This window comes from Marinomonas sp. 63XJN7_7_ISO-PGPR-S23-202 (assembly GCF_056173505.1).
In genome coordinates, this window is record NZ_CM149677.1 from 1,384,269 (window position 1) to 1,407,500 (window position 23,232).

The window sequence follows — 23,232 nt, forward strand, 5'->3', positions numbered from 1 at the left end:
ATATACCCTTACATGAAAAGATAACACACAAAGGAGAAATACCATGAGTCAAGAAAATCAACAAAACAATGCCCAACAGAACGTCCAGCAACAAGAAAACGTTGCCAACGCCACGGTTGCGTATTCAGAAAATGCGGTAAACGGTCAACCTGGAAGCGTTTGTTCGACAGCTCCCGAGCAAGCAGAGCAAACCGCCATGCAGTCGGTTGTCAATACAGATCAAATCGTAGCTGACCAAATATATTCGGGCATGAGTGCGTTCGAGGCACTACAAGCTGCGGAGCAAGAAGCCATGGACGCTGTGGTGGCAACCCAGTAAAAATTAATAACAGAGATAAAAACCACTAAGCCAGTAGGTTGCCTGTTAAAACAGGCAACCTACTGGCTTAATTTATAACACGCCATATTTTCCCCAGCGTTGCGCTTTTTCTTTTTTCTAAAGACAACCCGTAGTGCATGGGTAAATACTTCTTTTTCTAGCCGCTTTCTTCTTTATTACTCTTCTGGCAAAAGGGTTTATTCGCCGCTTCTTTAAGTATTGCCTCATCATCGAAAAAGTCGCTATATCGTCATTTATGCCAAGGTCTTGCTGACTTTTATCAAACAGATGCTCAGTTTCACCAAGTGCTCGTTAGGGATTTTTTCTATAGTGATAACAGGCTGATAGAAGACGTAAGCCAAGTCACAGATAGGGTAGAGCAAAATGGAAACACGACAATATTTAATGTTAACCCAGCAGAGTATATATCAGAATGCTGGTAAAACAGGCGTCTTACAGCAACAAAATTATGATGAGAGAACCAGATCGTTACCCGCTAGTTTACAGCGAGGTATGGAAAAATTGACGGGCGTGAATTTACAAAGGGTGAGGGTGCATTACAATTCGCCGAAACCAGCTCAGGTCAAAGCCCATGCCTATGCTCAAGGTGAAGACATTTACCTAGCACCGGGACAAGAACACCATCTGCCCCACGAATTGGGCCACGTCGTGCAGCAAGCATTAAACATGGTGAAACCCACCATGATCGTAAACGGCGTAGCAATCAACGACGATCCGAAATTAGAGCAACACGCCACAGAACTGGGTAACAAAGCTATCCGTTTAGGGCGATGCTAGTGAGTTTTAACAAGGTAATTTAACACACTTGAATGAACACCAAATAAGGAGGCGTTCATGACACAGCAATGGATCAACCACATCGCCTCTGACGAGGTGTTACAACAAGCCTATAAATGGCTAAAACAGGCCCGTCAATACAGCAACCACAATGACGACTGCTGGCATATGAGGTTTCATTGGAATGTGATCAAACCGCGTATTCAACGGGCGCTACTTGATGGAGAGTATCAATTTTCACCGTGCAAAGCGGTTCAGACCGATGGTGGCTGTGTTGGGCGCTGGTGTGCCGAAGATGCTCTGGTGATCAAAGCCATCAGCCTAGTATTAACCAACAAGGTATCACCAAAGCTTAGTGATGATTGTTATCACCTAGCTGGCAAAGGACTCAAGGCTTGTGTAAGTGAAGTGCAACAGGTGGTGAGTGACTACCGCTACGTGTGTCGCAGTGATGTGAATTCCTACTACGCCACCATCGATCACATCATCCTCATGACACAGCTTAAGGGACTGATTCCAGACCTCGAAGTACTGGTATTGATTGAACAACTGCTGGCGCGGCTGGATGACGTAGGCGGCAACCTTTACACCGTGACCACGGGCATCAACAAAGGCAGCCCACTGTCGCCGTTACTCGGCGCCATTTACCTACTGCAAATGGACAAGGTGCTTGGTGAATACTGCGCGAAGCACAACTTACGGTATTACCGATACATGGATGACTGGCTGATTTTGTGTAAGACGCGTAACCAATTGCGTTACGCTGTTAGGCTGATGAATCAACAACTGGATTTGGTGAAACAGACCAAACATCCTTTCAAAACCTATATAGGACGGATAAAGCATGATGGATTCGACTTTCTGGGATACAGGCTAGCGCCTAAAGACAAGGGTCGAGCTAAAACACCACTCGGCCTCGCTTGGAAGACTTGGGCAAATCATCTCACTAAACTTCAGCAGCTTTATGAGCAAGGTGGGTCGAAAGACCGTATCGCGGAGTATGTGACACGGTGGTTAACCTGGGTACGCGGCGGGGTGACCATCGACCCAAAACAAGTCATCCAAGAAGGGCTGAACAGTCAACTTGCCCAAGGCATTGGGGATAGTAGGTGGCTGGCGGAGCTTTATGGACGAGTGGTTGAACAGTGGGCAGAGCGCCACTAGGAGTGGAAGCCGCTTAAGAAACACCAAGTTTAACCACAACAAATAAACGTGAGTGTTGCCATCGTCAATACAGCGCTCGTGTTTGGGTAGCAGGGTTTGCGAAAGGTGGCTTTTTAACAGCGTGAGTAAATGTTAGAAGACCAGTACTGATAAAGACAAAGGCTAAATAAAGTCCACTAGGGGATTAGAAATAATGTTATAGGCAACTGAATACAGTCTATAAAACGAATGACTCCCAATTAAAAAAGGTTTGAGATATGTATGCACAAGTAGAAAAATCAAAAGAAAGTAAAAATAAACAAATTGCAAATTCTGGTGCTCAGAGAAAGTGTGATCGGAAAACAACTATTCAGTATGCACACAACCAACCTAAGGCGGCTTCTCCGAGCAATCACTGTCTGAAGGCCGTAACAGCTACCTACGAGCAAGAAACCCACAAAGGAGATGTGAGTCCGACAAAGACTAGTTCTTTGCACTATGAGAAAAAAAAAAACAAGGACACTACTATTACGGGGAAAAAACCAGATACGAAAAAAAATGCTAGTGGAAGGACGGACACCGAAATTTAGTACGCACAAGAGGTACATCACAAAGATCCAACAGCACGCTGTCTCATTTGCCACAACGGACGAAGAAGGGAAGAAGGAAGTGCTAAACCTTAGTGAAGCACAAATAGACTTGAATAAAAGATATGGTACGCGAAATGCATTTACCGGACGACAGGTGATAAACCTCAAGGAAGCGAAGGACGTAGGCGCAGTAAAAGGCGGAGAAATGAAGAGACTACAAAGATATAACATTGGCAAAAAGACCTATGTTAGAGCGTGGATAAGCGGAGAAAATGTAGGTTGACAATTTAAAAACCTTGGGCGGGAAACGAAAACCTTAATAATCCTCCCAATGCAGGATTAGACGTCCCAAAGGCTTACAGAACTGACGCAAATATGACTAATACATCAGGAGTCAACATCGGATCGAGACCGTTTATACTGATGGATTTTATACCTGGAAGTGCGATTGACCTATGGAAAAACCCGGATGGAGCGCTTGAGATCATAAACACAATGCTAAGGAGTAAACCCGACGTGAGTGGCATCTTTAAAATCAGGGCGAGACTCGAACAGATAGCTGAATACTTGAATACACATATTGTCGTCGACCTTCAACTAATGGTGGATACACCAACTGGCAGAGTGGTAGTTATAGACCCTCTTAAAGTATACGAACTTGGTGCGGATGGTGCAGCTCAACACATGCATCAACACCGAAAAGCTGGCAACACCATACAAGTACTAATTAGAAGGCTAAATGATGAGCTTGAGAAGCGATGGGAACCAGTCATTACAAAAGGAGAGTATTCAGCTACTAATGACAAAATCGGAAAAAGGGGCACAGGTGTGGATAGAACTACGCCAGCCTAAGAAGCAACGTGAGACGGAGCAGAACCAAATGAAAAGGAACACAAAAAAACAACGGCACAAGTACAGATGAGTAAGATCGAATCGTAAAGCATAGATGCGAAAATCATAAAAATAAACCTAAGTTTACAAAAGACGAGTACACTCATGGCCATTGGTTATCAATATTTCACCAACAACAACCTAACACAAGAGCGATGAACGCGACGACTATTCTGAACCAGATACTCCCCCTTGTACGTCCTGAGCTGCGGAGAGGCTGACGTGATGAAGTAGCTGCATGTGTTCAGAGCCTTGCACAGGGCGAGCAAAACACCGTTACTAATATTAGAAGGGGCATTCAATATGACGCTTTTGAAAGACACAAAAATTAAGCGTGGAGACCGAGTGCTTTCTAATGTTCATTTACAGCAAAAATCGATCCCAATTTATGCTCATATGTGCCACCTTTTTGCGAGGATAGAACAACCCTTTATCAGCGTTGATTGGTCTGACCAAGATGGTCAAAACAACATTACCTCATTCGCGCGGTGGTCGAATTCCAGGGACGACCCTTTACTCGATACGATGAAGTTCATGACATTAAAACAAAGGAGTAAGCTAAAACACATAGTCATTTTCTTGCCAAGCTAAAATCTCTTCTTCCAGGGAGTTTGGGGTCAGATCAAAAACTAACCATCGGATGCAATGTACGTCTGTGCAGATAAAATCAGTTCAATCATACACAGTGAACGCTTTAGAGTCGTAATCTGCCAGAAAAACACTATTTGCTTTTCTGGCTTGGTTTTAGGGGGGGACTCGGTGGTTGTGAATTACTCTATTTGTTGTTTGTGAAAGTGTGGGGGCAAATCAAAAACAAACAAGATGGTAGGAGGCATGATGTATACTTTTCAAATATTCAGAGCCGTGCCAATAGTTAGAGCAATCTGACTCAAACACACACAACTCCTCATAAAAACGACTTGATCGCAAAGTAACGGAGAAAAAAAGCAGCACAAACAAACCTGCCAACGTGTTTTTAAACGTGGAAAACTTTCTCCTTGCTTTGAGAATTCGTGTGAGTGAATGATCGGAGCAAAATCAAAAGCCTTAGTGGCTCAAGTAATTCTTTACTGGCTAATTGCCATCTTTCAAAAAAGCTCTTTTGTTGCTTGTCCTAGGTCACTTGCTGCCATTGAATGTAGCCTTTTAGTTCTACGTTTTGAGCTTTAAAGTAGGTATCGGCGCTCTCGTAAAATGCGTCAACGACAATACTCGGAACCACATCCGCTTTACTCCTAGCGTAGTCTTTCCAGGTAATTGAGGAATCTGCTGTTAAGCTGTAATTGTTGGTGGTTTCTTCCCCTGTTGTGTATAGCTGAGGTGAGAGAATGTCAATGTTTTCTTCATCAAAGAAGGTTCGCATGAGCATGTCCGCATCAGCTATACCATAAGGTGCGGAGTGGCTGACAGTAACCAGTACTTTTAATCCTTTGTGTTTTGCGGCTTGGAAGCTTGTGGAAAAATTATTAGCTAGGCCCGCTTCGCCTTCTTCTACGTCGTAAGCTATGCCGTCGTAATCTGTGAATTTATCCTCAATGATGGCGGTGGTGATGGCGTTCAACACATCGGAGGTAAAGCGGCCAGCTTCATTGCCGCCGCCAAAGGCAATGTATTTTTCTCCAACCAATTGATCTTTCACCATATCGCTTTCTGAAATGGCTTGCGATGTTTCCGCCCATCCGCTAAAGGCCATGCTAAGGGTGGCATTGCTTGGATTATTATTACTCGACCAAGTCCAGTTCCAATAACCCATATTTGCTGCATTGGGCGTTAACACAGTGCCACTAATTGTGGTAGAAGGGATGTTGATTAGTTGTCCGACCTGAATGCCGTTTTTTGTCCTTGGATCATGTTGTTGAATGTTTTCGTAGGTAAGATCATGGCATTCTGATAAGGCCGTCGCAATGCTGGCGAAGGTGTCGCCTTTGCGAATAGTAAATCGCCAGGTGCTGCCATCGTTAGTGCCAAGGGGGATTTTTATTACTTGGCCAATTTGCAAGTCTTTCGCAGATATCATTGGGTTGGCGCTCTCTATTTGTGCGGCGGATAGGCCGGCTGAAGCACAGATGTTGCTGGCGATGCTGGATAGGGTGTCGCCCGATAACACGGTGTAAACGAGTATATTGTTCATTCTAGTTTCCTTTTCATTTTCGGAGTGAGTTTTCTATTATTGCGGTTTAGATAAGTACTTTTCTAATTATCGATTTTTTAATCCAGTGATAAATAATACCTATTCTCTAGCGTTTATATTTGGGATTTTTGCTCATTGTTTTGGTAAAATTTGCTTTTTTATTTCTAGACGTTATTGAAATGTTGTCTTTTAAATAAATCTCTTAGTAGAAAATATAAAAATACCAGCTCTCTTAGCTGATAGAATTCGTACTTCCTACCTATTGATCCCTAACTTTTTCCAAGCACTGGCTTCAGCTTTGGATTATCGTGTTGTAAATACTTTAATTTAGTACAGAGTTTATAAATTTGAAGAATCGTTAGGAGGTAAACTATGGAAATATGGAAAAATATTATAGAGAGTGTCGCCCCTGTTATAGGAACTGCATTAGGTGGCCCTATGGCTGGCGTAGCCACTAGATATATCGCGGACAAATTATTGGATAAACCCAATGCTAATGAAGCGGACATTCAGGCCGCTATCTTAAAGGCTTCCCCTGCGGAGTTGGCTAAGTTAAAGGATCTCGATGCTCAATTTAAGATGGAAATGCAGCGATTAAATATCGATGTATATGAGCTATCCAATAATGATAGAAATAGTGCACGAAAGTTGTTCGAAGTAAATGTTTGGCCACAAATATTATTATCTGCGGTTTTTGTCATTGGGTATTTTTGTGTGCTTTATTTTTTGATAATCCATCCTGATACTTTATCCAAAGACCGAGGTATAATGGGGGTCTTTACCACAATATTAGGCGTATTAACGGCGGCTGTTCCGCAAATATTGAGTTTTTGGTTTGGTTCAAGTTTAGGATCCAAACAAAAAACAGCAGGGCTCACTTTTTCTTCACAAGCTAAATAGGATAGATAAAGCTGATCGTCCAAAATTTAGAAGTGAATAATGTACCGCGTATATCAACAAATAAGAAACAAAGGTTGGAATCAGATCCTGAGGTATCCCGTGAATTTAAACCATAAAACCGTCTCCCTTAAACAAACTGTTCGGCGAATTTCCGAATGCCTTCTCGCCATTGTTTGAGGGTGATTTTGAGGTTCGTGGAGAGTGCTCTTTTGCCCAATAAAGTAAGCACCATGGCGCTCAGTGTTGCCAGTAACGCTAGCAACTTCATTCTGGCTCATTTTTTAGTGTGGTTATGCTCAAAACCTAAGCCGAATTTTGTGCTTTTTATGTCTCTAAAGCTTTCTTCTATTGGTATTCGTGTCTGATAAACCTTCACGCTTTTCTTGGTAGACGAGCTGTTCTTTGGTAATGATCACACAAATAACCACGGCCGTCTTTGCTACACGGGCGGCGGTTAATAAGGTTTTTGATGCTTGTGTTGATCCGTCTTGGTTTAGAGTGCCGACCTTTTGGCTTGCCTTTGTAGAGTACTAGATGACAACAATACGATTTGAATTTACCTAGCGTTAATGAAAAAGATTTTGGAGTACTGCTTGCTACATCAAAAAATTGTCGTGGTCGACGAACACGTCCAACATAGTCCCATTTCAAACTCTTTACCAGCTCAATCCAAGGTATTTTAAAACCAGTGTCTGTCACAATAATCGGTTTGGTTTTTTCTGGAAGAAGATATTTTAGCTTGGTAAGAAAGTGCCCATGTGTTTTAGGTTCCTCCTTCGTTTTAATGTCATGTACTTCTTCGTATAGAGTCATCTTTGAAATGCGACCACTTCTCGAATGAGAAATGCTGTTTTCGACCATCAAGTTCAGACCAATCAACACTGATAATGGGTTGTTCTTTGCTCGCAAAAAGGTGGCACATATGAGCATAAATAGAGATCGATTCTTGTTGTAAATGAACGTTAGAAAGCACTCGACTAACGCTAGAAAACCTCAACTCATTACTCGCAAAAATCAACTAAATACTAAAAAATACTAAAAAATACTAAATCAATACCAAGAAATACCCATTTAATACGAAGAAAAACCAAGTTGGTAAAAACGACGATGAATATAATTAAATGCTCATAGTCGATAATGATTTAATAAGACTTTGAGCTTTTAGATATGAAATATTATAACCTTTTTAAAATTGAGAGAAAATATCATATATCTAATTAAAACTATTTAATTGAGGATACTGGTATGTCAACTTTTAATGCATTAACTGAAAATGCTATTGCTTATGCTAAAGGTTTTGTTGCCGATGGGGTTGTCACGTGTGATATTGGAAGAGAGTTTAAAAATCGAGGCTACAAATTTTGTTTAATGACTATTAATCATAAGGAAGACACTAATAGTACACGAGCTTTCCACTCCGAACTGTACAGTGTGATGAGTTCTTCATCCGGAGGCAGTGGATTATGTGTAATGCCGTTATTTTTAATGACGAAAGGGGACGCTATCGATAGTTATGTGGATAAGATTATAAAGAAAATCAATCAACTTGGATTACCTATTAATCTGACCGTTTGGCTTGATGAACGAACAATCTTGAACAACGAACAGATAGTGGAACAAATTACCTATAAGGGGAATGATGAATTACGCATTGCCGAAATTGCCGTTAAGGAAGCGATGAATGTGAGAGACAGGCTTAAAACCTCAGATGATATTGCGAAGATTATTGAAGGCAAGGTGAAAGCAATTGCCGAAGCAACACCTGAAGACGCTAAAAAGCAAAAAGAGGCAAGAGACAGTAAGGCTGATCAAGAGCTCACAGCAGCAGCTTTAGTACAAGCGGAAGTGAATCTCGCTGCAGCAATGGCAGAATTAGAGGAGGTCAAGAATAAGGAGGAGGGGACGGATCATGTCATGGCACTAGAGCAGATTAAAAATAAGTGGAACCAGCAACTGATTTCAGCGGGATACTCTGTCGGCTATTACACCGACAATAATGAACATACTGCCTTCCACTTCTCTAACGGGAGTGGTTGTCATTGTAGAGAGAACGTATTGCTAGGCGTTGCTACTCGCACTCCAATGGTGGAAGGAGGAATAAAAACCATTACAATTGGCAACGAAATTGAAGCAAGAAATATACGCTGGGCATTTTTACCTTAATGTTAGTAGGTTCAATACGAACATATATCTAGTAAAATATGTGCAAACTCGGGTTTATTTTTCATAAACCTGAGTTTTATCTATTTATGGGATGCGAGTATGCTTTATTAAAAATATAAGCGTATCATGTATTGTAATAATAGTTTCCTCCTTGCTAGGGGCTATATTATATTTCCTATATTGTCCCTCAAACGATCAATGTCCCTATCTTTTACCAAGCCGGCACATCAATTAAACCAAGCGAGAAAAAGCTCTGATCCTTATAGTGATGGACTGTTTGACTGCTACTTGAAAGCAGAGAAAGTAACGAGTCTGTATACGAGATACGAGGGAGTTGATAATTCGATGATTAACGACAATGCCATTGTCTATAAAGCAGCGGTGCCCATTTTATCTCCCGCGCAAGCCAATGCTAAGACATTAGAAGCGGAAATTGCTTGGTGTGAGGCTGTGATTCAGACACGCTTGCAATTGCATTTTGGTCACGAATCTCCCTATAGTGATGTCGAGGAGGTGACGCCGCCGCCAGTAACGCAAAGTAATTCACAGTATGGGGACTTTATCGATAGTAACGATCTTGGCTTCAGCGAGAGGTTGATGTTAATACTATCGTTACTCCCTTTTATTAGGCCGAGTGTATTAGATATATTTTGGATGACGAATGAACAAACTAATCGACCCTATAGTGAATTTGGTGGAGTGGAAATAGATGGCGTGTATTGCGTCACTGGGGAAACGTTGGCGTTTCTTCTGGCTGGTTTTTCCATTGAGAAAAGGCTCACAGTACAAGCGCGTTTAGCGGCCCACGAATATTCAGATACAAAGGTGAACAAGGCGGCTAGCGCCGTGATGGATTTACTGGATAACAAGGAACCAAAACGGTCTCACACTCCTATGTTTTTACCATTACTCTTAGCTGCCAAATATGTACCTATGTTTACGACAGGCGAAAAATATGTTGCCACATTGGATGCGGACTTCCCCGCCCAACGTGTTGTCACTCAAAGAGAGTGGGCGTCTTTGTTGTTGCCAGCCAGTGTCCTTACCCAACTAGAGGAAATAAAAGTTTGGTTGGAGCATCGGGATACTCTCCTTTATGACTGGGACTTGGCCAGCAAGATCCGACCTGGATACCGAGCTTTGTTTTATGGGCCGCCCGGTACTGGCAAAACGATGACTGTGGGGGTGCTAGGCAATGCTTTACAACGTGATGTTTATAAGGTTGATTTGTCGATGATCCTGTCTAAATACATAGGGGAAACCGAAAAAAACCTAGAACGAGTTTTCTCTATGGCGGAGGCCAATGGCTGGTTGTTATTTTTTGATGAAGCGGATGCTGTGTTTGGAAAACGTACTCAAACCAGTAATGCCAATGATCAATTTGCTAACCAAAATGTGTCTTATCTATTACAGCGTATCGAGCGTTTTCATGGGTTGGTGATTTTAGCTTCCAACTATAAAGACAACTTTGACGAGGCTTTTTTTCGACGTTTTGAATCGGTTATAAAGTTTCCTAAACCGAATATTGAGCAGCGGCTTGCAATGTGGCTCTCGGGTTTTTCAGACAAAACTCAACTGGAATCCACTATCGATTTACACGACATCGCTGCCCAATACGATTTAACCGGGGCTTCTATCATGAATGTTGTTCGCTTTGCATCGCTTAAGGCGTTGGGAGATGGTCGCACGATGATCATGCAGAAGGATATTTACGAAGGAATCAATCGAGAAAACCACACAAACATTCTCCCCCGCTGGTGAGTTGCGAGACACCCTAACCGCCTTTCTATACTCTTTGTCTTACGGACTTCTGATTCATAAGACAGGATGTTGCATTACCGTAATGAAATATTCCATTTTATTGATGTATTTGGTTGTTTATTCATCTTAATAAAAGGTTTTTCCTAGTTAAAGTATGTTTTAATGATTATTCGTTGTTAAATATGGTTACATCCTAAAAAATACCAAATAAATGCTGATAAATGCCAATCTCAGGCTAAGAAAGTCCAAGTTGGTAAAACTTATGATGGATATAGTTAATTTGTCAAAGCCGATATGATGTCTAGAGGACTTTGATATCTGTCTCTATATTAGTATTGTTTTCTATTTAATTTAAAAAATAATATTTGACTAATTGAAATTAATTGAGTGAGGTATTTATATGTCAGTTCTAAAAGTACTAACTGAAAATGCAACAGCGCACGCTAAAGGATTTGTTGCTGAGCAGGTAATCACTTATTCACTTGCACAAGAGTATAAAAAACAAGGCTATTCATTCTGTTTACGGCTTATAAATCATACAAACGAGAAAACAAATTATGATGCAGATGATGCGGAACTATATAGTATGATGAGCAATTTATCCGGAGGTTCTGGTTTATCTGTAATGCCCCTATTGAAAGTTCCCACGGTGATAACAGATAGATTAGGTGAATCGGGTGATATTAGAGCCGCAATAAATGAACTGAGAAGAGCTGGGTTTCCTAAGAATATCACGGTGTGGCTAGATGAAAAAAGCATTCAGGATTATCTTACACTTAATTCAAATAGTGACTCTGCAAAAGAACTTAAAAAGAATTGGGTAAGGGCTTTGAACGAAGCGGGTTATTCTGTTGGATATTATTATGGAAACATGGAAGGTTGCGCTTGCCCTCCGACTAATATTGGCAATAACACTGTTTTAGAAACCGTTGATTGTGGTTCATCTTCGAGTAGCAATACAATGAAAACCATATCTATTGGTGACAATGCTGGATCATGCAAAATCCGCTGGGCTTTTTTACCAGCGGGACAGTAAATTGTCTACACTATTTTAATTATTTTAAGTAGGGCACTAAAACTCAGGTTTACTTATTGTAACCCTGAGTTTTACCAAAACTATCATAAAACAAGCCAAGATTGAAGCGTTTTGAAATACTAAAATAGTGATTTTTATACTATTAGGAAACCTTCAATTGAAAAATAAAAACGAAAAAATAATCGTCTCTAAAAACTTTGATAATATATTCTTAAAGAAAAAGAACCAAGCGAAAAAAAATAGCCAGGCTAAGGACTTTTTTACATTGATGAGGTCATCTTACCTGGGTTCTTGGTGCTGGTCTGAATTTGACCCACAGCCTTTAACGAATTCAAAGATATCGATTTCTTTTAGTGGTTACTCACATGTTGGTACGGCATTAAATCGAGGTCAAAAAATTAAAAGCCAGCTAGTTGGTGATCAATACATTGCATTTGGTGGCGGTGATGTTTATGGCAGTTTTAACTCATGCTGTGTTGAAGCCATTACTCGCGCTATAAGGTTAGGTGAATTGCAGGGGTATGATGGTATTGCTTACTGTCTTCAAGAAGGGGTTGCTGGCTTAGGTGATCTCCTGGCGGAGTCCTTTTCTGTTGCCAAAGTGAATGGCTTTGGGGTTTTAGTGAGCTGTGGAGCGCCATTTAACTTTCCGGATGATGATGTTTTGTTTCGTCGATTATTAGAAAATAAAGATATAGATATTTTCTCCCCTCAGTTATATGTTACTGGTTTAGAAGAGAAAAATAATTACTCTATTATTGATAATTTAACCTTGTCGCGCTGTAAAGCTGCTCTTGTGCCCACTTTAGTGGATGCTCACTTATACAATGACCTTATTACTTATTGTGATAGGAAGGGCGTGATGCCTGATGGATTTTTATTAAGTTAGCTTTGTATTCGTTAATTATGCTAATGATTTACCATGTTTAATCCATTTTGTCCTAGCTTTAGCCAATTGATATTTTATCGAATCATCTATCATTGCCTTATGATAAGAATTTATTCTCAGCTAAATTTTATGGGTAAAAAATATGACTGATATAATAGATAGAGACATGTCTGCTTCTGTCAATCTCGTGTCCGATAGTGTGTTATCACAAGAGGATCATCACAGAGACCTGGATGATCATCCTATTGCTAATGATATCACGAGTAAATGTGATGAGACTTTATCTACTATGGAAGAGGTAGGTGAATTGAGCTCTTTAAGCGCTGTTCCAGAAAATGATTCTGTTGTGCAGCGAAATTGTCAGTGTGGCTATGTAGATGGTGTTTGCCGTTGCGACTTTAAAGAGACGAATAAAAAAACCTTTATTTATGCTGTCGGTGTATTGACACCTATATTCCCCAATGTTGGTCTATTAAATACATTTGAGTCTGCTGCAAGAACGTTAGGAGTAAGCGAATACGATTACTATAGCATATTTAGTTTTTCTGATGAAAAAAGCTTTCCTTACTTTTACATTGCCGAACAGGTTAATTGGGTGTTGAAAATAGGTGATAAAAATTGCTACCTGGTGAAACCTAGGTCCAGGTCTGAGCTGTTAGGTTTTATTGAGGCAACTAAAAAACCAGAAAATAACATTCAAGAAGTTTATTCTACTATAATCGGAATGCTAGGTGAGTCTGAGAAGGTATCTGACAAAATGTTGCCAACTGTGTTGTGTAATCATATATACAGTAAAACATTAAATGATTTGCATAATACGCTTCATGGGCTGGTAGATATCGCTTCTTCAGTGATTCAAGATGTGTTAAAACAACTTGAGTTTAAACCAAATTATGGTAACACTGATTTTAATAGAGCAAAAAATTATCTTGCTTTTCAATATCCTGATATTTATTTTATCACTCATTCTTTTAATAAAAGTTCTCATAATTCTAAAACACTTGATGAGGAGAGTTATTTTTTAGAGAGCGTAGATTGTTCTTATTCTGATTTAATGTCTTCTCATGCTGTAGTGATTGATATTATCTTTAAATATAAAAGCAAAAAAAATGCCAAAAAAGAAAAGTATTACTATTGTAGTGTCGATGTGACAAATCAATTTCCTTTCATTAATTCTCCATTGCAGTCTTTTATGCCTGTGACATTAATGCTTAATTGAAATTAATTTTTACTTGAGAGAGTTTATGATATATATAGGAGGCGATAATGAATGATAAAATAGAAACGATATCGAGCGAAAGTCAGACATCTGAGATGAAAAAGGATCGTTCAGTTTATGCTTTAGGTAAGTTAAGACCTTTTTTTTCTAGTTTGGATTTACAAAAAGAGTTTGAAGCGGCAGCAAAATCCATAAATGTGAATCCTGATGATTTTTTTGGTGTGTTTACATATTTAAATGATGCAGAGAAAAATAAAAGTCTTAAATTTAGAAATTTTTTATACATTGCAGAAAAAGTCTGTTGGGTCTTTAGTGTTAATAATGTTGATACCTATTTGGTTGTACCTCGTTATGAGAATGAGCTTGACACACTGATTAATACCTTGAAGACAGAAGAGAATCAACCGAAAGTAGCGATGATTGGTACACTTGGATCTGTTTCGTCGAATAATTATTGTAATGATTTAAAATTGCCCATTGTAATTTGTAGTCAGATGTTGTTTTCAGCGAAAAATGATTTGCCTTCTATATCATTAAAGTTAAATGATGGCGTATCTCCTCAGCATCGGGCTATTAATTTTTTTAATTTTAATTATTCTGATATTGTTTCTTCTAAACTAAATACGACTGCACCTTTAATCTCATTAAATTATCAATTTTATAATAAGACTAGTGGCAGAATACTGGTGGAGTTGATTTTAAGATTTTTCAATGATGGTATAGAGACTTTTTATTCATGTGGTATTGATGTGACAGATATGTATCCTTTCATTGATTTTCCACTCAGAAACTATCTACCTAGTAACACATAATTAGGACGTATCAATATGACTTCACTTTCTTATGACTTTAAAAGGTCTAGTATAAAATATAGAAAACTGGACACAGTTTCCCAATGTGGTTCTTTTCAATCCGATGATAAATCAATTGATACCGACTATGTTGAAGATAAAAACTATGTTTACATTGTTGGAAATGTGAATGCTAATTTTCCTAACTTAAGTGTTGAGAAAGAGTTTTATCAGGCTTGCATCTTATCTAATGAGACTGAATCTAAAGCAGTAGATCTTTCCATTCTTGAAAATGTTAATGATGAAGTGGGTTTGTCAAGGGTGAATCAAAATGCTTCGTTGGATAATTTGCTGTATGAAGGCCTTGGGAATAAGAAAAACTTCTATGTCGCGAGAGAGATGAATTGGTTTTTTAGTAACCTTGACAACAATGAAGTTTATAGTTTACTGCCCATATCTGATGATAACTTGATCCAATTTATAGCAGCGTTAGGATTGCATGACCAACCTATTATTATGGTCGGTCAGTTGCTTGATAATGGTCAGGTGTTGGTTAGTAACTTAATCCCTACCAAGTTGACGCCATTCTATCAGTTGATTGAGAATGAAATGGCTAACTCATTAGCCTTTAAAGAATTAGCAGATGAAATTCTTTCATTAAATACGAGTGATGGGTTTCAAAATACAGAGCGAGCATTAAACTATGTTTTATATCATAATAAAGCGATTTATGATGAATCTTACAGTCTTTGTTATAAAGCAAATGCCTCTGGGCCAAACCCAAGTGGATATCAATTGGTGAATGTTGAAAGTCATACTTATTGGAGCGGTAAGCGACTGATCGCTAAAATTATTTTTAATTATCAGGGAATTAATACGGGAGCTAAGCAAAGTTGGTATAGCTCAGTAGATGTTACGGGAGAGTATCCTTTTGTTGTTACAAATTGGAGTCGTTTTTTGCCCCATTTTTAAAAAAGAAATATAAAAACTTCCGCTCCTATTTTTACTTTTCTAGGAATTTGAAAAAAATAAAAAAGGTGACACTAGGTCACCTTTTTGCGTTTTCTTTTTACATTTCGTGTTCTAGCTTAAATAACTTTTTCTTAGCTGTGTTCTTTTAAGAACTCTTCGCTAAGATACAGCTCTTCGTTGCTGTTTACTTTCACATCACGATCTAGAATTTTCCTCGCAATGTCTTGCGCTTCTTCTAAAGAATGCATTTCGTAAGTACCACACTGATATTCATTTAGCTCTGGAATATCGGCTTTGGCTTTCACCTGCAATACGTCTTCCATAGCGGCTTTCCAAGCGTTAGCGACAGCGTCTTCAGAGGGAGTACCAATAAGGCTCATGTAGAAGCCAGTTCGGCAACCCATGGGTGAAATATCGATGATTTCAACACTATCGCTATTTAGGTGTTGGCGCATGAAGCCAGCAAACAAATGTTCTAGTGTGTGGATGCCTTTTTCAGAAAGGATTTCTTCGTTTGGTACACAAAAACGTAAGTCGAAGACGGTGATATCGTCGCCTTTTGGGGTCGACATGGATTTTGCAACTCGAACGGCTGGGGCATGCATGCGTGTATGGTCTACGCGAAAACTGTCTAATAGTGGCATATTACTCTCCTGCTAATAGGGTCATGTCCTTAGACATGTCTGGTAAATGTTCTACTTAATAGGGGCTATTGTACATGAATTTTTGGTGCATGAATGCGTCTTTTTCTGTCTTTGTAGTGCTCAAACAGTATGGCGAGTAAGAAGGCGCCCAGCGCAAAGAGCAGGTTCGTCCCCATGAAGGAGGCAATCAACAGACAGGAGCCGCAAGCCAAGACGGCAAAGAGTCGGTATTTGCCTTTTAATAGGTGTAATCCTGTGATCGAGGTCAGGCCATAAATCAAAATAAATGCACCATTGGTCATCTCTATTAACATACTCATAGCGCCATCGGTATAATGAAAGGTAAGCAAGGAAAGTAAGCTTACCAAGCTAACAAGGATGACCGCGCGAGTGGGGGAGCCTTTTTTCGATAGTGGGGCAAAGGTTGAGGGAAGGGCACCTTTTGCTGCCAGAGTCTGAACCATTCGAGCAAACCCAATTAGATACATACCAACATTGGTAAAAGCTATGATAAAGGCTGCGCCAGCAAAGAAGCGCTTGCTGTTTTCACCAAATAGGTGGCCAACTAATAAGGCGAGTGATTGGCTATTAGTGAGGTCGTCACCATAGGTGTGATGATAGCTGACTAATAATACGACGATGAGATACAGAAGCACTACAATGGTCATACCACCAAATAGAGCAATCGGAAAATCCCGTGCTGGGTTTTTAAATTCCGCGCCTAAGTGAGCCATGACTTCTAAGCCAAGAAAACACCAAAAGATGGTGCCAATGGACAATAGCGTCGTTTTCCAACTTACCCAATCATGGGGTGTCTCTATAGAGGCGGTGGCCGCGCTTAAGTTGCCTTTCCAAGCGAGGCTAATAACACAGAGAATTAACATGACGACAATGTAGACTTGTGCTTTAGAAGAGTTCTCAGCTCCTGCTAAGGCATACAGTGTCATAATGAGTAGGGTCGCAATGCTTAGAGCAAAAATGTAGTGTTCGTCTAAGTTGAGTGCCACGGCAAGATACGCCGCTGCAATTTTAATCGCTACGGTTGGACCAACTAATAAAATACTGAGAAATAGCCAGCCTACGGCACGCTCTGCTGTTTCTCCAAACTGTTTACCAATATAATGCGATGCGCCTCCAGCGGAGGGGAATCGGCTACCGAGAAATGCAAAGACAAAAGCTATAGGAAGGGAGACGAGTGCGGTTATTAGCCAGGCGTAGAAAGAAAAAGCCCCTGCCTGAGTGACGGATAAAGCAGGCAATAGCATGAGTCCAGTTCCGACAAACGTCGTGACAGTCATTGCCATGCCTTGGATCGGCCCTAAGGTTTTCTGGTATTTCATGAGATTATCCTGATAATCAAGGTGAACATGAATGAATAAGAGCATCATAGGTGAATGAGTGTGATAGTGGACCTCGCAAACGGAGGGTATGTCCCGCCATTTTCACGGAATGACGCCCATATTGATGGTTGTGGAAAGATTGCCAATATTAGTGTTGGACACATAAAGAGTTGTAATACATGCAATTAGATAAATATGATCAAAAGTTAATTGCCCTGTTAGTCGACGATGCAAGACGTTCTGTTACTGAATTAAGTAAGCAAATCAATTTGTCTCGTTCGGCGGTTGCGGATCGAATTAGACGTTTAGAGGAAAATGGTATGATTACGGGGTATCATGCGCATATTAAGTCAGACTCTAGTCAAGCTGTTACCGCTTATTTGGCACTGACATTTCGTCCCCTGTCATGCCAGCTTATTCAGCCGTATATTGATAGTGTACCCGAAATAAAGCTAGCGCATTCTATTAGTGGTGATGTGGACCTTATTTTATTAGTAGAAGCATCGACTATGAGCCGTCTTCATGATATTCGTAGTGATATCGACTCTTGGCCGAATATTCATAAAGTAGTGACGCATATGTGTCTAGCAAGACGATTAGATCGTTATTAGGCCTGTATCAATATAAAGTGTGCTTGTCTGTCATTTTTAATATTTTCCTGAATGAGGTAAGGCTCTGACTCCGTTAAATCTAAAGGATAAATGGTTCAAAAACATTAAGGGCAATGAAGATTTACTTTTGTTGTCTTGGCTGGGTGCTGTGTGTGGTATTTTGAGTGGCCTACTAATGGTGCTGCTTTATTGGCTTGTTCAGTGGCCTAGTGAACATTTTATGTTTGGTGGTGAAGATGGTTTTGCGGCGATGCCAGATTGGCAGCGAGCTTTGCTGCCAATTATTTCCTGTTTTATATTGGTCGTATTTTTCATTTGGTTGCCTGCTAAATATCACAAACTGGGCATTCCTTATGTCATTGAGCGTTTGAATTATCACCAGGGCGTATTGCCCGTGGTGAATGGTATCGTGCAATTTTTCTCAGTTGCCATTGCTTTGGCGGGTGGGTTATCAATAGGTAAAGAAGGCCCTGCCGTTCACATAGGCGCAACCTTTGGTAGTTTGTTAGCTCAACGTAATCGTTTACCCCAATTTGGTGTTGAAACCTTATTGGCTTGTGGCGTTTCTGGTGCAATTGCGGCATCCTTTCAAACCCCTTTAGCGGGTGTTTTATTTGCCTTTGAAGTTATTTTTTTAGAATACCGAGTGCAATATGTGTTGCCTGTTTTACTCTCCTCCGTAGCGGGTATGTTGGTCAGCCAATATTTTTTGGGAGCATTAAGCGTTTTTCAAGTCAATGACTTTTCTGTTACCTTGCTAAATCTAGATGTCTCGCTGGCTTGTTTAACGTTAGTATTCTCCATCGTCGTTTTAGCTCTACTCTTTAATCGGGTACAAAAAATACTATGGCCTTTAAGCCGCTTACCTATCTGGATACGATTTTCTCTTGTGGCGATGGTCACGTCTTTGGCAGCCTATTACTTACCTGAAATATTGGGTGGAGGGTATGAGCCCCTGGTTAAGGCCTTGTCAGGTGAAACCTTGATGTATTCCTTGCTGGCTTTTTTAGTGGCGAAAACACTGCTTACGTCTTTTACCATTGGGTTAGGTATTCCTGGAGGCATGATTGGACCGACTTTAATCATTGGGGGCGTAGCGGGGGTTCAAGTAGCCTCCGTTTTTGGGGAAGGGATGGGGGTTCATCACGAAATGGCCCTATTTGCTTTGTTGGGGATGGCTGGCATGATGGCCGCTTGTTTCCAAGCCCCATTGACAGCATTAATGACTGTGGTGGAGATGACACACTCCTCCGAGGCGATTGTGCCGGCTTTATTCGTGATTGTTTTGGCTTGTTTAATCATGAGACTGATCTTTCAAGAAGAGTCGGTATTTGTGTCGCGGCTGCATTTTGCCGGTTTGTCCTACACATTAAATCCTTTTAAGCACCATCTTATGTTGCACAGTGTTCAGCCTGTATCAGAAGAGGTGGTTGTGTTATCTGCTCATGCTTCCCCAGAAGATGTAAAAGATTTAGGAGCAAGTACCCTAGACTTCGCAGCTTTTAGAGTGGATGATAATTGGCGTATTGCCAGACGCGCTCATATGGTGGAGGCCCTTGAAGCGTTGAATCAGGGACCTCAGCCTTGGCTGGTTGCTGATGGCGATCATATACTGATGAATCTTGTAGAAGCAGTGGAGTCTACCTCTATCGATGAGCTTGAGGATCCCGACTCGTTAGCCTCTGTTGCGGATTGGTTTCATCAAACACAAGCGTCTGATGTCTTGGTGGTATTTTCTAAATCCCAGCAAGTGAGTGTTATTTCCCGTCGGACGATGGATCAGTTTTTATTTAAGGATCGTTAGGATGTTGTGGGTTAAAGCGTTTCATATTATTTCTTTAGTTTGCTGGTTTGCAGCACTGTTTTATCTACCTCGTTTATTTGTCTATCACGCAAGCAGTACAGATGCTGAAAGTATTGCACGTTTCAAAATAATGGAGCGCAAGTTGTACCGAGGTATCATGACGCCCTCAGCGATTGCTACCATTGTGTTTGGGGTGTGGTTGGTATCTTACAATCCCTCTTACTATATGCATGCTGGTTGGTTTCATGCCAAGCTTGCGTTAGTGTTGATATTACTAGGTTATCATCATGCTTGTGGTCGGTTACTGAAAAAATTTGCAGAAGACCGTAATACTCGAAGCCATGTCTTTTATCGGTGGTTTAACGAACTGCCTGTTATTTTATTAATTGCTATCGTTATATTGGTGGTTGTTAAACCGTTTTAATTTAAGTTGATGTGTGACTTTGCACCAACTTATTACAGTATTTTAATTGAGAAATTAGAGGAATTATGAGTCGTTCAGAAGATTTATACGCACGAGCCCAGCACCGTATTCCTGGTGGCGTTAATTCACCAGTACGAGCTTTTAACGGTGTTGGTGGAACGCCTTTGTTTTTTCAAAAAGGGCAGGGCGCTTATCTGTATGATGAAGATAAAAAGCGTTATATCGACTATGTTGGTTCTTGGGGGCCAATGATTTTGGGGCATTCTCATCCAGATGTTTTGTCGGCCGTTCGTGAACAAATTGAAGACGGTTTGAGTTTCGGAGCCCCTACCGAAGTGGAAATTACCATGGCAGAAAAAGTCTGTGAGCTTGTGCCTTCCATGGATATGGTTCGTATGGTGAACTCGGGGACAGAGGCCACGATGAGTGCGATCCGTTTGGCGCGTGGCTACACGGGGCGAGATAAAATTGTTAAATTTGAGGGGTGCTATCATGGTCATTCTGACTCGTTATTAGTGAAAGCGGGGTCAGGTGCATTGACGCTTGGCGTGCCGAATTCGCCAGGAGTACCAGCAGATCTTGCTCAGCATACCGTCACCTTGCAATACAACGATAGTCAGGAAGTTAAAGAGTGTTTTGCTGATATTGGCGATCAAATTGCGTGTGTTATTGTTGAGCCAGTAGCGGGTAATATGAACTGCGTCCCTCCTGTTGAGGGGTTTTTAGAAACATTACGCCAAGTGTGTGATGAATCTGGCGCCGTATTGATTTTTGATGAGGTGATGACCGGTTTTCGTGTTGCATTAGGCGGTGCTCAAGAACGCTTTGATGTTGTTCCCGATTTGACGACGTTAGGTAAAGTTATTGGCGCTGGCATGCCAGTTGGTGCGTTTGGTGGCAAACGTGCCATCATGGAACACATTTCGCCTTTGGGCCCAGTGTACCAAGCGGGCACTTTATCGGGAAATCCTGTTGCTATGGTGGCGGGGTTGACTGTATTGAACAAAATTAGCGAGCCGGGTTTCCATGCACGGTTAGAGGAAAAAGCGCATAGATTAGTGACCGGCTTAAAGCGGGTGGCTGATGAGCAAGGTGTGCCATTTTGTGTGGTGAACGAAGGTGGCATGTTTGGCTTCTTCTTTACTGAAGCTGATAAAGTAACAAGTTTTGCTGAAGTTCAGCAGTGTGATATTGAGCGGTTTAAAAAGTTCTTCCATTATATGTTGGAGGAAGGGGTGTACTTTGCTCCGGCTGCGTTTGAGGCTGGTTTCATCTCTCAGGCCCACACAAATGAAGATATTGATTATACAATCGAAGCGGCTAAACGTTCTTTTGCTAAGTTGGTTTAATGAAGAAACCCCTCGAAAAGGTATTTGAAATGTCGGTAGAAGAAACAGAAAAGCGTTCATTGCATGATTCACCAGATGAAATGGATAGTGAAGACAGTGTCGAGTTGAAGCAGCCTCATAAAGGGGTGTATTTGTTACCAAATTTGTTTACAACAGCGGCACTTTTTTCTGGTTTCTATTCCATTATCGCTGGGATGAATGGGAATTTTACTCATGCAGCTGTCGCCATCTTTATTTCGATGGTATTTGACGGTCTAGATGGCAGGGTAGCCCGCATGACAAGAACTCAGAGTTCCTTCGGTGCTCAATATGATTCTCTTGCTGACATGGTGTCTTTTGGGTTGGCGCCAGCACTGGTTTCATTTACTTGGGCGCTGGCACCTTTGGGAAAAGTCGGCTGGATTGCTGCCTTTATTTATGCGGTTGGGGCGGCGCTCCGCCTAGCACGATTCAATACCATGATTGGTTTGGAAGACAAACGCTATTTTACAGGGCTACCCAGCCCTGCAGCCGCTGCTATTGTTGCAGGTGTCATTTGGGCGGCAAACGATTCGGGAATAGCGGGCGCGAGTTTGGCAGAAATCATGGCATTGCTTGTTCCCATCGTCGGTTTGCTCATGGTGAGTAACGTCAAATATCGTAGTTTTAAAGACCTTGATGTTAAGGGACGAGTACCATTTGTTGTGCTGCTTATTGCAGTTTTGGCTTTTGTTATCGCAGCACTGGAGCCTGCTATTGTCTTAATGGGCCTGTTCTGTCTTTATGGTCTATGGGGGCTGATGGGCAGAGTCTCGGCAAAATTTCGTTAACTCGATACTTAAAATCAAGAACAAGGCTCTCTTGCTGCAATGTAAGAGGGCCTTTTTTTGATGTAGAGGAACTATCCTAACAATAAGCAGTCTACTTGTTGACTGAAAAGAGGGTATCGAGATGATTATCAAAAATAAAAAAGCGTCAGATTGTTTAGAGTCTGAAGTGACGGACTTGCAGGTCTATCTCAATCGTCGTCAATTTATGCAAGCGTCTGGAGGTATAGCGCTTGGGCTGGGAGCAAGTAATGTTTTTGCAGCACTACAAGGTGGCAATCCGCTTAAACCTCCGGCTGTATTGGCTGATGCTTTTGGGAGAATTACAGAAACCTCCTTTGGTAAAAATGAGAAGGTTGCACCCTATGATGTAGCAACCACTTACAATAACTTTTACGAATTTGGCTATGGTAAAAGTGACCCATCAGAATACTCCTCACATTTTACAACACGTCCCTGGACCATGACAGTGGAAGGAGAAGCGGAACACACAGGCGTATTCAACCTTGACGATATTATTAAAGAATCCGCGTTAGAAGAGCGTATCTATCGGCATCGGTGCGTTGAGGCTTGGTCGATGGTTATTCCGTGGGTTGGTGTCTCTCTAGCAGATGTCTTAAAACGGTTTAAACCCACTTCAAAGGCAAAATA

Annotated in this window: 24 protein-coding genes (1 of these 24 cut by a window edge); 19 read left to right on the forward strand and 5 right to left on the reverse strand. The window is 41.0% G+C overall.

The window, feature by feature from the left end:
* Positions 1 to 43: 43 nt before the first annotated feature.
* The 5 genes from AC0VYG_RS06360 to AC0VYG_RS06380 all read left to right on the forward strand — a co-directional run bounded on the left by AC0VYG_RS06360 (position 44) and on the right by AC0VYG_RS06380 (position 3,702).
* Positions 44 to 319 carry a hypothetical protein gene (locus AC0VYG_RS06360; protein ID WP_475431479.1) on the forward strand — a complete coding sequence of 92 codons (276 nt, stop codon included), beginning with the start codon at positions 44 to 46 and terminating at the stop codon, positions 317 to 319.
* A gap of 384 nt (positions 320 to 703) precedes the next feature.
* Positions 704 to 1,117 carry an eCIS core domain-containing protein gene (locus AC0VYG_RS06365; protein ID WP_475431480.1) on the forward strand — a complete coding sequence of 138 codons (414 nt, stop codon included), beginning with the start codon at positions 704 to 706 and terminating at the stop codon, positions 1,115 to 1,117.
* Between the two features lie 57 nt (positions 1,118 to 1,174).
* Positions 1,175 to 2,281 carry a reverse transcriptase domain-containing protein gene (locus AC0VYG_RS06370; RefSeq protein ID WP_475431481.1) on the forward strand — a complete coding sequence of 369 codons (1,107 nt, stop codon included), beginning with the start codon at positions 1,175 to 1,177 and terminating at the stop codon, positions 2,279 to 2,281.
* Between the two features lie 257 nt (positions 2,282 to 2,538).
* Positions 2,539 to 2,850 (forward strand): hypothetical protein, encoded by a 312-nt coding sequence (locus AC0VYG_RS06375; RefSeq protein ID WP_475431482.1) that lies wholly within the window; start codon positions 2,539 to 2,541, stop codon positions 2,848 to 2,850.
* Positions 2,851 to 3,225: 375 nt separating this feature from the next.
* Complete coding sequence (locus tag AC0VYG_RS06380; RefSeq protein ID WP_475431483.1) at positions 3,226 to 3,702, forward strand: hypothetical protein; 477 nt, start codon at positions 3,226 to 3,228, stop codon at positions 3,700 to 3,702.
* A gap of 1,153 nt (positions 3,703 to 4,855) precedes the next feature.
* On the opposite strand, the gene AC0VYG_RS06385 is transcribed toward AC0VYG_RS06380, so the two are convergent.
* The gene (locus AC0VYG_RS06385; protein ID WP_475431484.1) at positions 4,856 to 5,872 is read right to left on the reverse strand and encodes a LysM peptidoglycan-binding domain-containing protein; all 1,017 of its coding nucleotides are present in this window, start codon (positions 5,870 to 5,872) and stop codon (positions 4,856 to 4,858) included.
* A gap of 372 nt (positions 5,873 to 6,244) precedes the next feature.
* Between AC0VYG_RS06385 and AC0VYG_RS06390 the strand changes: the two genes are divergently transcribed.
* Complete coding sequence (locus AC0VYG_RS06390) at positions 6,245 to 6,772, forward strand: hypothetical protein (protein ID WP_475431485.1); 528 nt, start codon at positions 6,245 to 6,247, stop codon at positions 6,770 to 6,772.
* A gap of 127 nt (positions 6,773 to 6,899) precedes the next feature.
* Here AC0VYG_RS06390 and AC0VYG_RS06395 read toward each other — a convergent pair whose 3' ends face one another.
* Both AC0VYG_RS06395 and AC0VYG_RS06400 read right to left on the reverse strand, forming a co-directional pair.
* Positions 6,900 to 7,040, reverse strand: a complete 141-nt coding sequence (locus tag AC0VYG_RS06395; protein ID WP_475431486.1) for a hypothetical protein — start codon at positions 7,038 to 7,040, stop codon at positions 6,900 to 6,902.
* Between the two features lie 104 nt (positions 7,041 to 7,144).
* On the reverse strand, positions 7,145 to 7,702 hold the full coding sequence (locus tag AC0VYG_RS06400; RefSeq protein ID WP_475431487.1) for a hypothetical protein: 558 nt from the start codon (positions 7,700 to 7,702) through the stop codon (positions 7,145 to 7,147).
* A gap of 315 nt (positions 7,703 to 8,017) precedes the next feature.
* Here AC0VYG_RS06400 and AC0VYG_RS06405 point away from each other — a divergent pair, with 315 nt between their 5' ends.
* The 7 genes from AC0VYG_RS06405 to AC0VYG_RS06435 all read left to right on the forward strand — a co-directional run bounded on the left by AC0VYG_RS06405 (position 8,018) and on the right by AC0VYG_RS06435 (position 15,603).
* Positions 8,018 to 8,935, forward strand: a complete 918-nt coding sequence (locus AC0VYG_RS06405; protein ID WP_475431488.1) for a hypothetical protein — start codon at positions 8,018 to 8,020, stop codon at positions 8,933 to 8,935.
* A gap of 345 nt (positions 8,936 to 9,280) precedes the next feature.
* Entirely contained in the window at positions 9,281 to 10,696 is a 1,416-nt protein-coding gene (locus tag AC0VYG_RS06410; RefSeq protein ID WP_475431489.1) for an ATP-binding protein, read from the forward strand.
* A 400-nt stretch (positions 10,697 to 11,096) separates the two neighbouring features.
* Positions 11,097 to 11,732: a hypothetical protein gene (locus AC0VYG_RS06415; RefSeq protein WP_475431490.1), complete on the forward strand. Its 636-nt coding sequence runs from the start codon at positions 11,097 to 11,099 to the stop codon at positions 11,730 to 11,732.
* A 157-nt stretch (positions 11,733 to 11,889) separates the two neighbouring features.
* Positions 11,890 to 12,621 (forward strand): hypothetical protein, encoded by a 732-nt coding sequence (locus tag AC0VYG_RS06420; protein ID WP_475431491.1) that lies wholly within the window; start codon positions 11,890 to 11,892, stop codon positions 12,619 to 12,621.
* A gap of 142 nt (positions 12,622 to 12,763) precedes the next feature.
* Positions 12,764 to 13,840: a cyanobactin maturation protease PatG family protein gene (locus AC0VYG_RS06425; protein WP_475431492.1), complete on the forward strand. Its 1,077-nt coding sequence runs from the start codon at positions 12,764 to 12,766 to the stop codon at positions 13,838 to 13,840.
* A 47-nt stretch (positions 13,841 to 13,887) separates the two neighbouring features.
* Complete coding sequence (locus AC0VYG_RS06430) at positions 13,888 to 14,652, forward strand: cyanobactin maturation protease PatG family protein (RefSeq protein ID WP_475431493.1); 765 nt, start codon at positions 13,888 to 13,890, stop codon at positions 14,650 to 14,652.
* A gap of 15 nt (positions 14,653 to 14,667) precedes the next feature.
* Positions 14,668 to 15,603, forward strand: coding sequence for a cyanobactin maturation protease PatG family protein (locus tag AC0VYG_RS06435; RefSeq protein WP_475431494.1), 936 nt, complete (start codon positions 14,668 to 14,670; stop codon positions 15,601 to 15,603).
* 131 nt (positions 15,604 to 15,734) lie between these two features.
* Here AC0VYG_RS06435 and luxS read toward each other — a convergent pair whose 3' ends face one another.
* Positions 15,735 to 16,247, reverse strand: a complete 513-nt coding sequence (luxS, locus tag AC0VYG_RS06440) for an S-ribosylhomocysteine lyase (protein ID WP_475431495.1) — start codon at positions 16,245 to 16,247, stop codon at positions 15,735 to 15,737.
* A 65-nt stretch (positions 16,248 to 16,312) separates the two neighbouring features.
* Complete coding sequence (gene yjeH / locus AC0VYG_RS06445; protein ID WP_475431496.1) at positions 16,313 to 17,587, reverse strand: L-methionine/branched-chain amino acid transporter; 1,275 nt, start codon at positions 17,585 to 17,587, stop codon at positions 16,313 to 16,315.
* 179 nt (positions 17,588 to 17,766) lie between these two features.
* Between yjeH and AC0VYG_RS06450 the strand changes: the two genes are divergently transcribed.
* The 6 genes from AC0VYG_RS06450 to msrP all read left to right on the forward strand — a co-directional run.
* Positions 17,767 to 18,198: an Lrp/AsnC family transcriptional regulator gene (locus AC0VYG_RS06450; protein WP_475431497.1), complete on the forward strand. Its 432-nt coding sequence runs from the start codon at positions 17,767 to 17,769 to the stop codon at positions 18,196 to 18,198.
* A 127-nt stretch (positions 18,199 to 18,325) separates the two neighbouring features.
* Positions 18,326 to 20,002, forward strand: coding sequence for a chloride channel protein (locus AC0VYG_RS06455; RefSeq protein WP_475431498.1), 1,677 nt, complete (start codon positions 18,326 to 18,328; stop codon positions 20,000 to 20,002).
* A gap of 1 nt (position 20,003) precedes the next feature.
* Positions 20,004 to 20,426 carry a protoporphyrinogen oxidase HemJ gene (hemJ, locus tag AC0VYG_RS06460; protein ID WP_475431499.1) on the forward strand — a complete coding sequence of 141 codons (423 nt, stop codon included), beginning with the start codon at positions 20,004 to 20,006 and terminating at the stop codon, positions 20,424 to 20,426.
* A gap of 65 nt (positions 20,427 to 20,491) precedes the next feature.
* Complete coding sequence (hemL, locus tag AC0VYG_RS06465) at positions 20,492 to 21,775, forward strand: glutamate-1-semialdehyde 2,1-aminomutase (RefSeq protein WP_475431500.1); 1,284 nt, start codon at positions 20,492 to 20,494, stop codon at positions 21,773 to 21,775.
* Between the two features lie 29 nt (positions 21,776 to 21,804).
* Positions 21,805 to 22,584 carry a CDP-diacylglycerol--serine O-phosphatidyltransferase gene (gene pssA / locus AC0VYG_RS06470; RefSeq protein ID WP_475432526.1) on the forward strand — a complete coding sequence of 260 codons (780 nt, stop codon included), beginning with the start codon at positions 21,805 to 21,807 and terminating at the stop codon, positions 22,582 to 22,584.
* A gap of 121 nt (positions 22,585 to 22,705) precedes the next feature.
* On the forward strand, positions 22,706 to 23,232 hold the 5' portion of the coding sequence (msrP, locus tag AC0VYG_RS06475) for a protein-methionine-sulfoxide reductase catalytic subunit MsrP (protein WP_475431501.1). The gene runs 466 nt beyond the window's last position; the window shows 527 of its 993 coding nt (coding positions 1–527); the start codon lies at positions 22,706 to 22,708; its stop codon lies beyond the right edge, outside the window.

Bases quoted from the DNA above. Each gene is read 5' to 3' on its own strand.
- AC0VYG_RS06380 (WP_475431483.1), top strand. From the start codon at position 3,226: ATGACTAATACATCAGGAGTCAACATCGGATCGAGACCGTTTATACTG.
- AC0VYG_RS06410 (WP_475431489.1), top strand. From the start codon at position 9,281: ATGATTAACGACAATGCCATTGTCTATAAAGCAGCGGTGCCCATTTTA.
- AC0VYG_RS06395 (WP_475431486.1), bottom strand. From the start codon at position 7,040: ATGAAGTTGCTAGCGTTACTGGCAACACTGAGCGCCATGGTGCTTACT.
- AC0VYG_RS06375 (WP_475431482.1), top strand. From the start codon at position 2,539: ATGTATGCACAAGTAGAAAAATCAAAAGAAAGTAAAAATAAACAAATT.
- AC0VYG_RS06450 (WP_475431497.1), top strand. From the start codon at position 17,767: ATGCAATTAGATAAATATGATCAAAAGTTAATTGCCCTGTTAGTCGAC.
- luxS (WP_475431495.1), bottom strand. From the start codon at position 16,247: ATGCCACTATTAGACAGTTTTCGCGTAGACCATACACGCATGCATGCC.
- AC0VYG_RS06430 (WP_475431493.1), top strand. From the start codon at position 13,888: ATGAATGATAAAATAGAAACGATATCGAGCGAAAGTCAGACATCTGAG.
- AC0VYG_RS06415 (WP_475431490.1), top strand. From the start codon at position 11,097: ATGTCAGTTCTAAAAGTACTAACTGAAAATGCAACAGCGCACGCTAAA.
- yjeH (WP_475431496.1), bottom strand. From the start codon at position 17,587: ATGAAATACCAGAAAACCTTAGGGCCGATCCAAGGCATGGCAATGACT.
- AC0VYG_RS06370 (WP_475431481.1), top strand. From the start codon at position 1,175: ATGACACAGCAATGGATCAACCACATCGCCTCTGACGAGGTGTTACAA.
- AC0VYG_RS06365 (WP_475431480.1), top strand. From the start codon at position 704: ATGGAAACACGACAATATTTAATGTTAACCCAGCAGAGTATATATCAG.
- hemJ (WP_475431499.1), top strand. From the start codon at position 20,004: ATGTTGTGGGTTAAAGCGTTTCATATTATTTCTTTAGTTTGCTGGTTT.
- AC0VYG_RS06400 (WP_475431487.1), bottom strand. From the start codon at position 7,702: ATGCTCATATGTGCCACCTTTTTGCGAGCAAAGAACAACCCATTATCA.
- pssA (WP_475432526.1), top strand. From the start codon at position 21,805: ATGTCGGTAGAAGAAACAGAAAAGCGTTCATTGCATGATTCACCAGAT.
- AC0VYG_RS06390 (WP_475431485.1), top strand. From the start codon at position 6,245: ATGGAAATATGGAAAAATATTATAGAGAGTGTCGCCCCTGTTATAGGA.
- AC0VYG_RS06405 (WP_475431488.1), top strand. From the start codon at position 8,018: ATGTCAACTTTTAATGCATTAACTGAAAATGCTATTGCTTATGCTAAA.
- AC0VYG_RS06385 (WP_475431484.1), bottom strand. From the start codon at position 5,872: ATGAACAATATACTCGTTTACACCGTGTTATCGGGCGACACCCTATCC.
- AC0VYG_RS06425 (WP_475431492.1), top strand. From the start codon at position 12,764: ATGACTGATATAATAGATAGAGACATGTCTGCTTCTGTCAATCTCGTG.
- hemL (WP_475431500.1), top strand. From the start codon at position 20,492: ATGAGTCGTTCAGAAGATTTATACGCACGAGCCCAGCACCGTATTCCT.
- AC0VYG_RS06360 (WP_475431479.1), top strand. From the start codon at position 44: ATGAGTCAAGAAAATCAACAAAACAATGCCCAACAGAACGTCCAGCAA.
- AC0VYG_RS06435 (WP_475431494.1), top strand. From the start codon at position 14,668: ATGACTTCACTTTCTTATGACTTTAAAAGGTCTAGTATAAAATATAGA.